At 57.3% G+C, this 15,157-nt stretch carries 10 protein-coding genes; 9 read left to right on the forward strand and 1 reads right to left on the reverse strand.

The genetic code is table 11. The features are described from left to right. Both AAE514_RS06680 and AAE514_RS06685 read left to right on the forward strand, forming a co-directional pair. A partial coding sequence (locus tag AAE514_RS06680) for a tandem-95 repeat protein (protein WP_347330753.1) occupies positions 1-5,800 on the forward strand: 5,800 nt, incomplete at its 5' end. A gap of 104 nt (positions 5,801-5,904) precedes the next feature. Next, positions 5,905-7,308: a PTS galactitol transporter subunit IIC gene (locus tag AAE514_RS06685; RefSeq protein ID WP_347330754.1), complete on the forward strand. Its 1,404-nt coding sequence runs from the start codon at positions 5,905-5,907 to the stop codon at positions 7,306-7,308. A 40-nt stretch (positions 7,309-7,348) separates the two neighbouring features. On the opposite strand, the gene AAE514_RS06690 is transcribed toward AAE514_RS06685, so the two are convergent. Then, positions 7,349-8,008, reverse strand: coding sequence for a Fe2+-dependent dioxygenase (locus AAE514_RS06690; protein WP_347330755.1), 660 nt, complete (start codon positions 8,006-8,008; stop codon positions 7,349-7,351). A gap of 85 nt (positions 8,009-8,093) precedes the next feature. Here AAE514_RS06690 and AAE514_RS06695 point away from each other — a divergent pair, with 85 nt between their 5' ends. The 7 genes from AAE514_RS06695 (at position 8,094) to AAE514_RS06720 (ending at position 15,157) form a co-directional block, all read left to right on the forward strand. Next, positions 8,094-8,921 (forward strand): hypothetical protein, encoded by an 828-nt coding sequence (locus tag AAE514_RS06695; protein ID WP_347330756.1) that lies wholly within the window; start codon positions 8,094-8,096, stop codon positions 8,919-8,921. Between the two features lie 433 nt (positions 8,922-9,354). After that, a complete protein-coding gene (locus AAE514_RS06700) occupies positions 9,355-10,533 on the forward strand; it encodes a LuxE/PaaK family acyltransferase (RefSeq protein WP_347330757.1) in 1,179 nt (392 codons plus the stop codon). Positions 10,534-10,551: 18 nt separating this feature from the next. Further along, positions 10,552-10,920: an iron-sulfur cluster assembly scaffold protein gene (locus AAE514_RS18575; RefSeq protein ID WP_430623886.1), complete on the forward strand. Its 369-nt coding sequence runs from the start codon at positions 10,552-10,554 to the stop codon at positions 10,918-10,920. Next, a complete protein-coding gene (locus AAE514_RS06705; RefSeq protein WP_347330758.1) occupies positions 10,920-12,098 on the forward strand; it encodes a cysteine desulfurase family protein in 1,179 nt (392 codons plus the stop codon). Before AAE514_RS18575 ends, AAE514_RS06705 begins: the two co-directional genes overlap by 1 nt. Before the next feature lie 12 nt (positions 12,099-12,110). Continuing rightward, complete coding sequence (locus AAE514_RS06710; protein ID WP_347330759.1) at positions 12,111-13,811, forward strand: fatty acyl-AMP ligase; 1,701 nt, start codon at positions 12,111-12,113, stop codon at positions 13,809-13,811. Positions 13,812-13,821: 10 nt separating this feature from the next. Further along, positions 13,822-14,106 (forward strand): acyl carrier protein, encoded by a 285-nt coding sequence (locus tag AAE514_RS06715; RefSeq protein WP_347330760.1) that lies wholly within the window; start codon positions 13,822-13,824, stop codon positions 14,104-14,106. Position 14,107: 1 nt separating this feature from the next. After that, on the forward strand, positions 14,108-15,157 hold the full coding sequence (locus AAE514_RS06720; RefSeq protein WP_347330779.1) for a flavin-containing monooxygenase: 1,050 nt from the start codon (positions 14,108-14,110) through the stop codon (positions 15,155-15,157).

Here is a 15,157-nt window from a genome sequence, read left to right on the forward strand (position 1 = left end):
CGGCAACACCGCCAGTGCCGTAACCGATACCGCCACCCTGGATGCCACCGCGCCCAGCGGCCACAGCGTAAGCTTCGATGACGCTACACTCAGCGGCACCGAGGCAAGCGCCACAAGCTTTACCTTCGCCAGCGCCGAGGTCGATGCCAACTACAGCTACACCATCTCCAGCAGCGGGGGCGGCACATCGGTGACCGGCTCGGGCACCGTGGCCAGCGCCGGAGAGCAGATCACCGGCATCGACGTCAGCGACCTCCCCGACGGCACCCTGACCCTTTCGGTGACATTAACCGATACCGCCGGCAACACCGCCAGCGCCGTGACCGATACCGCCACTCTGGATGCCACTGCACCTTCAACCAGCCTGAGCACGGCGGCCAGCGACCCCACCAACGGCACTTTCGACATCACCGTCACCTTCGGTGAGACCGTCAGTGGATTTGATGTCAGTGACATCCAAGCCACCAATGCCAGCTTGAGCAACTTCACCGGGAGCGGTAGCAGCTACTCCGCCACCGTTTCCCCAACGGCAGACGGCTCAGTGAGTGTGGATGTGGCCGCGGGCGCTGCTCAGGATACGGCCGGAAATGACAACACCGCAGCGGCCACCCTGAGCCTGACCTACGACGGCACGGCTCCCGCCCCGTCCATTACCAGCGGTGAAACCAGTCCGAGCAACAGCGCCAGCTTTACCGCCAGCGTCAACTTTGGCGAAACGGTCAGCGGCTTTGTGTTAAGCGATATCAACGCCGACAACGCGTCGCTGGGCGGGTTTACCGACAATGGTGACGGTACTTTCGAGGTGACGGTAACCCCGAGTTCGGAGGGCACGGTGACCCTGGATATCTCCGCTGGCGCCGCGCAAGATGCCGCTGGCAATAACAGCGAGCCCGCCGGCCAATTCAGCCTGAACTATGATGGCAGCGCACCAACGCTCTCCGGTACTTCCCCGTCGGACGATGCAACCAACGTTCAATTCGACACGGATATCGCGCTAACCTTCAGCGAAACGATCGCCGCTCAGTCCGGTGGTGCCATTGAAGTCTACAAAGAGGATGGCACACAGGTCAGCAGCGTTGCGGCGACTTCTAACGACGTCACCATAAGCGGCTCTACCGCCACCATCGATATTTCACCCGATCTGGAGCCCACCACTCGTTACTACGTGGCGATATCGAGCAACGCCTTTGTCGACAGCGCGGGCAATACCTACGCCGGCATTAGCGATCCCACTGAGCTCAACTTCACCGTCGCCAATAACAGCCCGGTCGCGAACGACGATGCTGCCTCAGTCAATGAAGACCAGTCGATTGATATAACCGTGCTGAACAATGACACCGATCCGGACAGCGACCTCAACGCGGCCAGCGTTCAAGTGGGCACACCATCGGCCAACGGCAGCACCAGTGTCGATACCGGCAGTGGAGTCATTACCTACACGCCTGCCGCCAACTTCGCCGGAAGCGATACGTTCACCTATACCGTCGACGATGTGCATGGCGGCAGTTCGAACGAAGCCACCGTTACCATCACCGTTAACAACGTGAACGATCCGCCCACGGCCAACGATGACACCGCCAGCACGCCCGAAGACAACCCGGTCAGCATCGACGTGGCGGCGGATGATACCGACATTGATGGCGGAGACAGCGTCGACCCGAACACCATCGTCATCACCTCGGCGCCAACCAACGGCAGCGCAGAGCTCGTCAGTGGCGAAGTGCTCTACACACCGGATCTGAACTTCAACGGCACGGACCAGTTCACCTACACCATTGAAGACCAAAATGGCGGCCTCTCCAACGCGGCCACGGTCATCATCAATGTGACCGGCGTGAATGACTTGCCCACCGCCAATGACGATACCGCCAGCGTGGATGAAGACAATCCGGTGGATATCGATGTAACCGCCAACGATTCCGACATTGATGGATCGGTGGATGCCACTACCGTGCAGGTGTTGGATAACGTCGCCAACGGTACCTTGGCCGTGGATGACACCACCGGCATGGTCACCTATACCCCGAACGAGAACTTCAACGGCACCGACACCTTCACCTACGTGGTGCGGGATGACGCCGACGGCACCTCCAACGAGGCGACCGTGACGCTCACCGTCAACAGCGTCAACGACGCCCCGGTGGCCGAGGACAACGCCGCTACACTGCAGGAAGAAACCCCGCACGAGGTCAACGTGCTGGGCAATGACTCGGATGTAGACGGTAGCCTGGATACCGCCTCGGTGGAAGTGGTCAGCGCACCCAGCGATGGCAGTACCACCATCGACACCGCGACCGGTGCCATTACCTACACACCAGAGGAGAACTTCGATGGCAGCGACAGCTTCACCTACCGGGTGATGGATAACGAGGGCCTCTGGTCCAACGTGGCGACGGTGAACCTGACCGTGCAGGGCGTTAACGACGCGCCGCTGGCCAACGACGACACCGCCACGACGGAAGAAGACGTCCCTGTAACCATCAACCTGCTAAGCAACGACAACGATGTGGACGGCACCCTGGACCCGGCCAGTCTCGCCCTGAGCAGCCCGAGCAACGGCAGCCTCAGCCTGAACGGCGACGGCACGGTGACGTACACCCCGGACGAGCATTTCAATGGGGCCGACAGCTTCACCTACACCGTCAATGACGATGTGGGCGAACCATCGAACGCGGCGACGGTGTCCGTCACCGTCACACCGGTTAATGACGCGCCCACCATCAGCGGCACACCGGCGGCCAGCGTGAACGAAGGCGAGGCCTATAGCTTCACCCCGGCCGCCACCGACGTGGATGCCGACGATACGCTAAGCTTCAGCGTGAGCGGCTTGCCTGTTTGGGCCGAGTTCGACAACACCACCGGCGCCCTGACGGGCACGCCGGGCATGGCCGACAGCGGCAGCTATCCGGCCATTGTAATTAGCGTCAGCGACGGCGATGCCACCACCGACCTGGCGGCGTTCAGCATTGAAGTCATTGATGTGAACAACGCCCCCACCATCGGCGGCACGGCTCCGACCACGGCCACCGTGGGAGAGGCCTACACCTTTACCCCAACAGCCGAGGACCCGGACGAGTCCGACACTCTGACCTACAGCGCCACCGGTCTGCCCGAGTGGCTGACACTCGACGACGCCACCGGCGAGCTCTCAGGCACGCCGGCGGACGACGACGTGGGCAGCTACACCGGACTGCAACTGAGCGTCAGTGACGGAACAGAGACTGCCACCCTCGGCGCTTTCGACCTGACGGTCGAGCCGGGCGTGGATAGCGACAACGACAGTTTCAGTGACTATCAGGAAAATCTGGACGGCACCGACCCGAACGACCCGGCCAGTTATCTGGACCTGATGCCGCCACAGCTGGCCGCACCTGCCGATCAAGTCCTCGACGCCGACGCTCTGTTCACCCGCGTCACCCTGAGGCAATTGCTTGGACTGGCGAACGAGGCGAGTGACGCCGAGCTGCAGACGGCGCTGAACCCACTGGCCAGTGACGATATCGATGGCAGCGCCTGCTGCAATCCGCGAGTGGTCGGCATGGAGGGCGACACTCTGCGCCTGGCTCCGGGTCGGCACGAGATCACCTGGCTGGCGGAGGATCGACAGAACAACAGTGCCGAAGCGACCCAGGTGGTGAACATTCGCCCCCTGGTCTCTCTGAGCAAGGATCAGGTGGCGGTCGCCGGCAACACGGTGGAGCTCTCGTTCATCCTCAATGGCAAGTCACCCTTCTATCCGCTGACCATTCCTTACCGGGTGGCCAGCGAGAGTACCGCCGACAGTGACGCTCACGACCTGACCGACGGTACGGTCGTACTGGAAGCGGGAGAGCGCCGCCAGACGATAGAAGTCACCTTGGCGCCCAATAGCGGCGACGCCAATTTGATTGTCGCTCTGGATGATCGCACCAGCAATGCGGAAGACTTGGCCGAGGGCTATGACGAGGACAACCCCAACATTTACGACATCAACAGTGGCGCCAAAACCCGTCACCGGATTGAAATCGTCTCCGGCAATGTCGCCCCACGAGCGCAATTGCAGTTGGTGCAGAACCAAGAGCGCCGCCTGCTGATTCCCCGCTCAGGCGGCCCCGTTACGGTCACCGCTCTGGTCACCGACCCCAACACGGGCGACAGCCACCAGTACGACTGGTCGGCCAGCGATAGTGCATTGATCGACACCGATGGCGACAGCGGCAACGCCACGCTGGTATTCGACCCAGAGGCACTGAGCCCGGGTCGGTACCGCGCGGCCGCCACGGTGACCGACAGCGCAGGGGCCGCCACGGAGGTCAGCCGCCACTTTGTCGTGGTACCAGTGCCCCCAACATTGAACCCGGACGAAGACAGCGACGGTGACGGCATTGATGATGCCACCGAAGGTTTCTCGGATGAAAACGGCAATGGCATTCCCAACTACCAGGACAGCCTCGCCAGCACCAATGTGCTGCCGGAAAGCGTCGAGCGGCAAGATGCCTTCCTGATGGAATGCGATCCCGGCATCACCTGTGGCCTGGGTGAGTTCTCGCTGCAAACCGGAAAGGGCGGCACCCAATTGGGCGATGAAAGCATCGGAGAGAATAAACCAATACCGGAAGATGTTCCCTTTGAGCCGGTTGGAGGTATTTTCGACTTCGAAATGACGGAGCTGCCTGAACTGGGGCAGAGCATCAGTATCGTCATCCCCCAACGCCAACCAATCCCTGCAGAAGCGGTCTACCGCAAATTCCAGGACGGTGAGTGGGTCACCTTCGTGGAAGACTCCAACAACCGGCTACAGTCCACCGAAGGCGAGCCGGGCTTCTGTCCTCCGGCCGGTGCGAATGAGTGGGAAAGCGGGCTCACCGAAGGCTATCACTGCGTTCAGCTCACCATCGAAGACGGCGGGCCCAACGACGCCGACGGCCGGGTCAACGGCAGTATTGCGGACCCGGGCGTTGTAAGCCGCCCGGTAGAGCAAGAGCCCGAACAACCCGGCACTGAAGAGCCTGAAGGCCCCGAGGAGCCCGGAGCCGAGACGCCGAAATACGATGGCGAAGTGACCACCCGCAGCTCAGGCGGAGGCGGCCATAGCAGCGGCCTGTTCGCAGCCTTGCTGCTGAGCCTTGGTCTCGGTCGTCGCTGGCTCGCCCGCCGGAGCCGCAAGCGCCATCGCGCACTGGCCTGGTTGCCCGTAGCGGCCTTGGGCAGCTTAATGCTGCCCAGCCCACCCGCCAATGCCCAGATGAGCGAAGAGCCGATCCTGGAGCAGTTGCAGTTCGAAGTGGGACTCTACCGCGCCAAGAGCGCCATTAGCGCGACGAGCTTCACCACCCGCATGACTGACAGTGGAGCCCCGATCACTCTGAGCCGGTACGATACCAATCGCCAAGCGCTGAGTTTCGACGTTAAACTGCCGTTAACACCGCATATCCGGCTGGGGCTCGGTTACCTCAACCTGGGCGATGTAAGCGCGGACTTACGAGTAGAAGGCGTTGAGCGAGAGGCTTTGGCGCGGGGTCTACAAACACACTACCCTTACAGCACAACAGGGTTGACGGTCACCTCGCAGCTGCGGGTGCCTCTGCATGAACGCATCGCCGTCACCGCCGAGGCGGGGTTGTACCGCTGGGAGAGCGACACCCGTTCTCTGGGACCGAACCTACCGGTCTACTCGCGGGACGGTGTCGACCCCATGCTGGGAGTCGGCTTTGAACTCCCCGTCAACGAGCGAGCCACCGCCGGTTTTCATTTCCGGCGGGTGATGCTGGAAGACCAGCCGGTCGACCTGATGGGCGTCACTCTCGGCTGGCAGTATTAACCGACCTGCGGAGGCAGAAGGAGCTGCCCAGGTTAAAGTCAAATTGACTCTTATACCCCGGCCGACTAGAGTACGCGGCACACAATTCATTACAGGACCCAGCCGTGGACTCTATCCAGCACCTCCTCGACGCCTTCTTCAGCTTTAAAGCCTACGTGATGCTGCCCGCGATCATTTTCATCATCGCGCTGGCAGTTCGCCTGCCTTTTAAGAAGTCTCTGCTGAGCACTGTCGAGCTGGCGGTGGGCTTTGCGGGTGTGTTTATCGCCTTCGATTTTTTCGTGGCCAACATTAAGCCGGCGGTCGAACAGCTGATGATAATGCGCGGGCTCAACTACAACGTGCTGGATGTAGGCTGGCCGCCGCTGGCGGCCATTACCTGGTCCTCCCCGCTGGCCGCACTGTCGATACCGCTGGTGCTGTTTCTGAACATCGCCATGCTCGCCCTGGGTTGGACCCGCACGGTCTATATTGACCTGTGGAATTACTGGCACTTCGCGCTGATTGGCGCTTTGGTAATGGCCACCACCGGCAGCATGCTTTGGGGCCTTTCAGCGACACTGCTGTTGGCCGTTTATTGTTTCAAGCTAACCGAGTGGACGGCGCCGGACGTGGAGCGGGAAATCGGCCTGGAAGGCGTCTCCGCCTCGCCGGTCTCGGTCAACGGCATTGTGCCCTACACGGCCTGTATCAACTGGGTGTTTGACCGGATTCCGGGTTTTAACCGGTTGAGCTACAACCCCGAGAAGGCCGCCGCCACCCACGACACGCCGGCCGGCGCGGAAGGTTCGAGCGACTCTCACAAGATGACTTGGCTGGCCTTTTTCAGCGAGCCGATGGTCATCGGCGTGCTGATCGGGCTGGTGCTGGCGGTGGCCGCCGGCTATGACACCAAGCAAACCTTGGAACTGGCGGTTCATATTGCGGCGGTTATGTTTCTGTTGCCCAAAAGCGCGGGGCTGATTGGGGAGGCCATGGCGCCCATTACGCATGCCTTGAGGGCGCAGGTCGAGCGACGCTTTCCCAGTCGCAAAAATCTGGTGGTCGCCCTGGACACCGGCTTTTTGATGAGCCACAAATCCGTGATTGTGACCGGTTTGATTTTGATGGTATTTGCCGTGGCCATTGCGCTGGTGCTGCCCGGCAACCGGGTTTTGCCCCTGGGGGATTTGCCCAACTTGATTTCGGTGATGTCCATCTCGGTACTGATGTTTCGCGGTAACGTATTGCGTGCGGTGGTGGCGGGCATTCCCGTGATCATCACCTTCCTGCTGATTTCAACACACCTGGCCCCGCTCTATACCAAACTGGCGAACCAGACGTCCGGCTTCGACGCCGAGGGGTTGGGAACCATTACCGCCTTCACCGACGGTGGTCACCAGGTTCGCTACCTGCTGTTTGAGCTGTACCAAGGCAACCCCTGGGCGGTAGGCGGTCTGATTGCACTACTGGCCATGATGGTGGTCACCTGGCGGCGGTTCAAACGTTTGAGCAGAACCTCAAGCTAATGGTTGAGCGCGAGCGTTTGAAAGCCGTCGGTCAAGTCGCTTAGTCCTCGGCCCACATTCGGAACAGGTTGCTTCGGCTTCGGCTGAGCCGGTCAAACTGTTCCGTTTTGCCGTTTACCTCAAATTCTGTTCGCAGGGCGGTTTCCAGGTCCAGCAAAATCTCCCGCTGATGAGCATGGCGGATGTAACTGCGCACCCACCCGACCACGGCCACTCGGTTCCCCGAACGCACCGGGTCCACACGGTGCAAGTAGGTGGTGGGGTAAAGCAGCAGATCCCCGGCTCCCACTTTCCAGGCACGGTCGCCGCTACTGTCTTCCAGCACCAGCTCGCCACCTTCGTACTCAGAGGTGGGCGTGAGACCGAGGGTGAAAGACAGGTCCGTGCGCTCGCCATTCATCACCGCATCGTCCACGTGGGAGCCATACTGCATGCCCGCGCCGTAGCGGTTGATCAACAGGCGGGGAAAGCTTTTGGGCTGGGCAGCGCTGGCAAACAGGGCATGCTTGCGCAACTGACCTTCCACCAGTTTGAGTACCGCCGCGCGAGTCTTGTCATCGCGCGCCTGCTCATTGTGCTTCACCTGCCGGGCCGCATAGCCGGCCGTGCTCGCACCGTCGTCAAACGCTTGCCCGGCGAGGCGTTCGCGCACCGCGTCCAGGGTGCCGGGGTCCAGGACTTGCTGGAGGTATAAAATCATTCAACCGCCTATATTGAGACTCAATCTCACTTATGCCAGAATCGACCGCATTATAGTCACGAACCGCCACTAAGAGAATGACGTCATGAACGAACAACGCAAAGTCTGGGTTGGCCTGGGCGCCGCCCTGCTCGCCGGTAGCGCCGCATCCGCGCACGCGGCCGATACCGACCCTTTCAACAGCCATGCGAGCCACGGTACCGTGCAACTGGCCGCGGCCATGGGAGAAGGCGAAGGTGAAGGCGGCGAAGGAGAGGGCGAAGGCGGCGGTGCCGTCGACCTGACCACCAATGACGCCGCTTACCTGGGCCAGCTGGGCTTGGTACGCGGACACCTCTGGGTAGGCGTTCAGTTGTACAAGGCAGGGCATACCGATATGGCCCTGACCCATATGAAACATCCGGGTGATGAACTCTACACGGGGCTCAAACCCGCCCTGGCCGCCCGCGACGAGGATGGGTTCGCCGAGGCCCTGACGGCGCTGGCCGAGGCCGTGGAGCAAGAGCAACCCACCAACGTGGTCGAGCGCCGCTATATGGCGCTGGAAAAAGGCATCGCCGATGCTGAAAACCTACACACCGCCAGCTTGGGCACGATTCTGATGAGTATTGAGCGAATGGTGCGCACTGCCGCCGACGAGTACGCCATTGGCGTGAAAGAAGGCGAAATCGTCAATATGCACGAATACCAGGACTCCTACGGCTTCGTGGAAGCCGCCAAAGCCCGCCTGAAACTGCTGAGCGACATGCAGCGGGAAGAAAGCCCGGAGGCGGTCGCGGAAGTGAAAGATCAGCTGAATGCGGTGAGCGGACTCTGGTCCGGACTGGCCCCAGACGGCAACGTTAAAGGCGATGCCAGCAAGCTCTACGGTGCCGCCGCGCGCATTCAGCTCGCCGCGTGGGAGCTTGAGTGACTAATACAGCCCACGGAGGGGCTGCCACCACAATCTGCTAATACTGAAAGCACATAAAACAACATCCGGACGGAACATTCAGCCTGAATGCCGCTTCAAACCAATAACGTTACGACAGTTATCCTAACGTTTCATCAAACACCTCAGTCGTCAACTTTCTGTGCTGGGACTTCTGAACGTCTCTCCTTCCCCTCTTAAGTTTGACGTCAAAACCGTCACCTCTGAAAACTTCTTTTCTTTGCAGTTTCGCGAAAATCATCCAAAACGTTTTTTATGACGCCAATTTCCCAAAACATTACGCATGTTGATTGACAGCAGTTGATATCGTGCTGGTAGAATTGCGCCGAAATTTGAAAAGTGACGCGAAAATTTTCCAGGAAGATCTTTGGAATTTTAAATAATAAACAACTAAGAGGACAAAAGGAGTAACTCTATGGATACCGATCTCCACTCTCACATTCGCCAGTCAGGCCTAGATCCACTAAAAGTACTTTTGGGCTCAGTCAGCGAATTATTTCAGCTTGACGATAATACTCTAGAGAACATTAAATTTTACGTCATCAAGGAAGCATTTTATCGCCACTACAATAATAATGATTTTTACCGAAATTCATGCAAAGAAAAGAACATCCACCCCGACGACATAAAACAGCTCTCTGATTTAGTTCGAATTCCACTTGTACCAATAGAGCTCTACAAAGCCAACGATAGCCACAAACTCCTATCCGTTTCATTGAACGACGTGGAACTTGAAATGCGCAGCACTGGGACATCGGGTATCCCGAGTGTGTCCCGTCGGTGCTCTGACACTGTGGACCATGCCGTCTTTAGCATCTACGCCATGTATCGGGAATTCTTCTCGATTTCCAAAGGCGCCGGTTTATACTTGTGCCCTTCGACAGAAGAAATTCCCGAAATGGGAATGATTAAAGCGCTGAACATGTTAGCGGGGCTACTCGATACACACCGGTTCATGGTGGAGCGAGAACAATTTGTCCCTGAAGAGGTGGTGGACCAGATTCATGCCTGGGAGAACCGTTTCTCTACCCACATTATCGGCCCTCCTTTTTTGATTAACCGATTCATTCGTTACCTAAAAGCACGAAATATAAAGCTGTCCCTGGATAAAAGTGCTTACGTCATTACTCTCGGTGGCTGGAAACGATTTTCTGGTGAAATGCTCTCCCGAGAAGAGTTCAACCGCGAGTGCGTTGAGTTCCTCGGAGTCAAGGAGCATCAAATTCGCGACATTTACGCCTTGGTCGAGTCCAACGTAATGGCTATTGACGACGAGTTTGGCGAAAAGCACGTAACGCCTTATATCCACTTTTCAGTGCGCGACCCCGAACATTTGGACCAAGAGGTTCCTGAAGGCGAAGTGGGCCAACTTGCGATTCTCGACCCCCTGGCGAAATCCACTCCAGGCTTTATGTTAACAGAAGACATGGTGAGACTACTGCCCGGGAAAAGCCGTAGCGGACGCAGCGGTCAAAGAGTTCAGTACGTAATGCGAAAGCCAGAAGCGAAAGAGTTTGGCTGTTGCGCCGTGAACTTGGACAAGAAGCTTGAGGAAGTGGAAGCCGACGAGCCAAATTGCCCCGTCGTCAGCTAACGTAGGGAGTGTAGCGCTATGTATAGTCCGTTGGTAATTGAACACTTTAGCAACCCATCCTATGTGGGAGATGTTCCTAACCCCGACCATGAGTTCGAAGTGGGGAACTCGGTTTGCGGAGACCGCATCCGCATTCAGTTAAATAGTGAGTCAGACAAAGTTGACCAAATCGCATTTCGAGCTTGGGGTTGCGCCACATCCATCGCGACAGCTGATATCTTTTGTAAATCGGTGACTGGAAAGTCATATACCGATATTGAAGCTCGGAGCGAGGGGGAAATTCGGGACCTGCTCGGGGAGCTGGACCCCCCTCAAAAGCATTGCATCGACATTATGATGTCTTTGCATAGTCTACTCCTCAAGAATGTTCTCAAGGAGGACGCATAATGTCGGAGACGACACTGTCGGGATATTTCGATTACAACGCCACCACACCGTTATCGAACAGTGTAAAGTCCGAGATGTTGAAAGCGCTGGACATCTATGGAAACGCCTCCAGCCCTTACTCCCGTGCCCAAGAGAGCAAAGCTCTGGTGGACTCCGCAAGGGAAAACATGGCACAGCTTATGGGTGCCGAAACCAGCCAGATGTTCTTTACTTCCTGCGGGTCGGAAGCGAACAACTGGGCTATTAAGGGGAGCCTCGCCCGTCATGCGAAAAATCCGGGCCATATAATTACAACAGCGATTGAACACCCCTCCGTGCTTGAGCCCATCGCTTACATGGAGCAAGTTCACGGGTTTTCCGTTACCCGACTAGTGCCTGATGTCGAGGGTCGCGTTCGTGAAGAGGACTTTTTGTCAGCGCTTCGCCCTAACACGCAATTCGTTTCGGTCATGTACGCTAACAACGAAACCGGTGCATTGCAGCCAATTGGCCCTATTCTGGAGGAAGCTCGCCGGCGGGCCATCACCTCCCATACCGACGCGGTTCAGGCACTCGGTAAGTGTACCTTGGACGACAGAATTTTGGCGGCGGATTATGTCTCTTTCTCGGCTCATAAGTTCTATGGACCCAAGGGCATTGGAGGCCTATATGTTCGTCGCCCCGGAGAATTGGCGCAATTGATTCATGGGGGGGGACAAGAAATGGGCCTTCGTGCCGGCACCGAAAACTTGGTGGGCATGGCAGGGCTGGCACGCGCGTCAGAAGATTGCACCCAACTGCTCCCCGAGTGGGAGTCTCACTACCGCCGTCTTCGACATCGTATAACACGAAAGCTTCAAGATTCAGGTTTGGGAATAGAATTCAACGGGCCGCAAGACCCCAGTAAATGCGTAGGTAATACGATCAATTTTTCGGTTCCCGGCGTGCGCGGGGAGGCACTAGCGGCCCTGCTGGATCATAAACATCAAACCCAGGTTTCGATAGGCTCCGCCTGCAGCAATAACAAGAGCAGCAAGTCTTCTCATGTTTTGGTCGCAATGGGATTAGGTGACGAAAGGATTCAAAGTGCAATTCGAATGAGCTTCGGCCGTTACACCACGGAGGACGAGTTAGACCGGTTTGTGAACAATCTGCATGCCTGTGCGGAACAGTTACTGGGTATTAGCACCCCTTCCTGAAGGAGCCAACCTATGGATTGCTCAGCTTCTCAATGCGCCACTTTTATTGAATCTGTCTTCAATCACGCGGAGCGCAACGGGGACCATATAGCGGTGGTCTTCCAACCCCACGGAGATAGCGAAGCACAGATGCTAAGCTATCGAGAATTGAAAGATCGCGTGACGTCTCAAGCCGAAGTGCTTAGGTCCCGCGGACTCCCCGGAAAGCCCGTAGCACTACTCTATCCCACAAGCATCGACTTTGTGGTGGGTTTCCTCGCATGTCTTTGCGCCGGCGCCATTGCTGTCCCTCTAAACCTGTCCCGCAACGCCAAGCAGTTCGAGCGTCTGGTGGATGTACTGAGCGACTCCCAAGCAAGCTCCGTGATGACCACGGAAAGTACCCGGCAGAGCATGTGGCACTTTTTTGCCGAGGCCGGTCGCGACTTTTCTTTGTTGGACTGGATTGATGAATCGGCCCCCCGGCCCGACGGTTCCCACTATTGGGACTTACCCGATGCGAAGGATCTCGCCTTTATACAGTACACGTCGGGTTCAACAAGCCAGCCTAAGGGCGTCATGGTGTCACACGCCAATATCGTCGCAAACCAGGAAGCTATCCGCACGGCCTGCAATCACTCTGAGCGTTTGGTGGCCGGTGGGTGGTTGCCGCAGTTTCACGATATGGGGCTGATAGGACACATGATGCAACCACTGTATTTGGGGGGCACTTACGTATTTATGCCTCCAATGACCTTTATGCAACGCCCTCGCCGATGGCTCGAGCTTATCTCCCGCTACCGTATCCATAGCTCCGCGGCACCGGATTTTGGCTACCAGCACTGTGTCAACGCCATATCCGATAGGGAAGACCTATCCACCCTGGATTTATCGTGTTGGAAGGTGGCTCTTAACGGATCCGAGCCCGTGGATGCCAAAACAATGCGACGGTTTGCAGAGCGTTTTTCCGAATATAAGTTTGATTCCAATGCCTTTTTCCCTTGCTACGGAATGGCTGAAACCACTTTATTCGTTTCCGGGGGACCTCCCGGGCAAGGAGTAAAGACTGCGTCCTTGCCGGTAATTTCAGGGGGCAGTTCCAGCTCAAACAGTTCAGCTTCCGAAGTGGTCAGCTGCGGAAAGGTCAGTGATCAGTTTGATTGCCGGATTGTCGACCCAGAAACCAGAACAGTCTGTGCTGCTGGCACGGTCGGGGAGATTTGGCTCCGTGGCAGCTCGGTAACCCAAGGCTACTGGCAGTCAACTGATCAAACCCGAGAAGCATTCAGCGTGCCCTTGGCCGATTCCGATCATCAGCAAGGGTTTCTGCGTACCGGTGATCTGGGCTTTCTTCAGGGTAATGAACTCTACGTTACGGGTCGGCGCAAGGAAGTCATTATTCTACGCGGGCGCAACCTTTATCCCTATGACATCGAACGCACTTGCAACGAGCAGCCTGCCGCATCAGGGCATGGTGCCGTAGCGGTGGCTTTTGAAAAAAACGATGAGCCAACCCTTGGAGTTGTAGTAGAAGTCAAGAAATCAGTTCTGGCCTCGGCGGACATGGACACACTCCGGCAGGATTTTATCGAGGCAATTACGTCTGAACATGGAATCATTGTAGGGGATCTTCTGTTGGTAAAGCCCGGCACCATCCCCAGAACTACCAGTGGTAAGTTTCGACGACTGGAGTGTCGCACGCTATTTCAATCAACGCCCATCGCAGAGACATAAGGAGCTGAAAATGCCCTCCAAATTTTCCCGAGAATCGCTGATTCAGGCACTCAGTGGTTACATCAAAACCAAAGTTCCTGATTTTGATCCCGAGAAGCACGCAGATACCTCCTTCTCTCGGCTCGGGCTGGATTCGCTTGGCCATGTGGAACTGAGCGGCGTACTGGAGAGACAACTCAACATCAGCGTATCACCAGAGGTGGCGTTTAACTATCCAACGATTAACGCGCTAATTGATCATATGGAAACACAGCTGTCATCCAACGATATTAAAGAGGAAAGTTACGTTGAATAAGATGCTCGACTGTGTGGTTATCGGAGCGGGCCAAAGTGGCCTCTATGCCGCCAAGTGTCTTTCTAACATGGGGCTCAGCTATGTCACCCTGGAAGCCGAATCCATCGGGTCAAGCTGGATGCGTCGTCCTCACAACATGCGATTATTCACTCCCCGCCGTTTCTGCATGCTTCCTGGCCAAATATTTGAAGGCGACCCCGACGGGTATCCTCTAGCCACTGAAATGGGCAACTATCTTCGCAGTTATGCCCAACAGTTTCAGTTATCCATAATGGAAGGTTGTAGCGTCACTCGCCTGGAGCGCGATGCGGACGGGCTCTTTATCATTAGAGCGGGGAGCGACCAGATTCTGAAGGCCCGCAGCGTCATTAACGCTACTGGGTCCAACCAGCAACCCATAATTCCAGAGTATGCCGAGAATCTTGGTCCGAGCATAACACAGTTCACCGCAGAGCTTCCCGACCCGGGTAAAGTTCCTGATGGTCAGGTACTCGTTGTCGGCGGGGGGGCCTCCGGACGGCAGATCGCCGACCAGCTGTCTCAGCGGTGCCAGGTCACACTGGCGCGAGGCGAACCTCGCCCGATGCCGCCCAATAGGATCCTCGGGAAAGATCTCTTTTGGTGGCTCACCAAACTGGGGCTACTGTTCGCCGACAAGCGAACGCCGGTGGCCAAGATCCTGCGACGCCGCAACCCCGTCCCCTGCGCAAACCTGAAAGACCACAAGCTTAAACGCAAAGGAGTTCGTCTGGTAGGCAAGTTGACCGACTGCACCGAAGGAGAGGCCAACTTCGCTTGCGGTCAATCAATGCGGCCGGACTCGGTTATCTGGGCCATGGGGTATCGGGACCGCACTGATTGGATGGCTATTCCCGAGGCTTTGATAGAGGGCGAGTTCGCGGAAGACTATGGTATTTCCCCGGTTCCCGGACTCTTTGTAATTGGCCGAAAGTGGCTGAGCTGCAGGGCTTCGGAGCTCGTTATGGGGGTAGAGCGAGATGCATCGCTCGTTATGGGCCCACTGAGACGCCACTTGGCGTCGGGAGCTTAA

Origin of the sequence: Marinimicrobium locisalis, assembly GCF_039822625.1 — a bacterium.
GTDB classification, from domain to species: domain Bacteria; phylum Pseudomonadota; class Gammaproteobacteria; order Pseudomonadales; family Cellvibrionaceae; genus Marinimicrobium; species Marinimicrobium locisalis.

Bases quoted from the DNA above. Each gene is read 5' to 3' on its own strand.
- AAE514_RS18575 (WP_430623886.1), top strand. From the start codon at position 10,552: ATGTATAGTCCGTTGGTAATTGAACACTTTAGCAACCCATCCTATGTG.
- AAE514_RS06695 (WP_347330756.1), top strand. From the start codon at position 8,094: ATGAACGAACAACGCAAAGTCTGGGTTGGCCTGGGCGCCGCCCTGCTC.
- AAE514_RS06690 (WP_347330755.1), bottom strand. From the start codon at position 8,008: ATGATTTTATACCTCCAGCAAGTCCTGGACCCCGGCACCCTGGACGCG.
- AAE514_RS06710 (WP_347330759.1), top strand. From the start codon at position 12,111: ATGGATTGCTCAGCTTCTCAATGCGCCACTTTTATTGAATCTGTCTTC.
- AAE514_RS06720 (WP_347330779.1), top strand. From the start codon at position 14,108: ATGCTCGACTGTGTGGTTATCGGAGCGGGCCAAAGTGGCCTCTATGCC.
- AAE514_RS06715 (WP_347330760.1), top strand. From the start codon at position 13,822: ATGCCCTCCAAATTTTCCCGAGAATCGCTGATTCAGGCACTCAGTGGT.
- AAE514_RS06705 (WP_347330758.1), top strand. From the start codon at position 10,920: ATGTCGGAGACGACACTGTCGGGATATTTCGATTACAACGCCACCACA.
- AAE514_RS06700 (WP_347330757.1), top strand. From the start codon at position 9,355: ATGGATACCGATCTCCACTCTCACATTCGCCAGTCAGGCCTAGATCCA.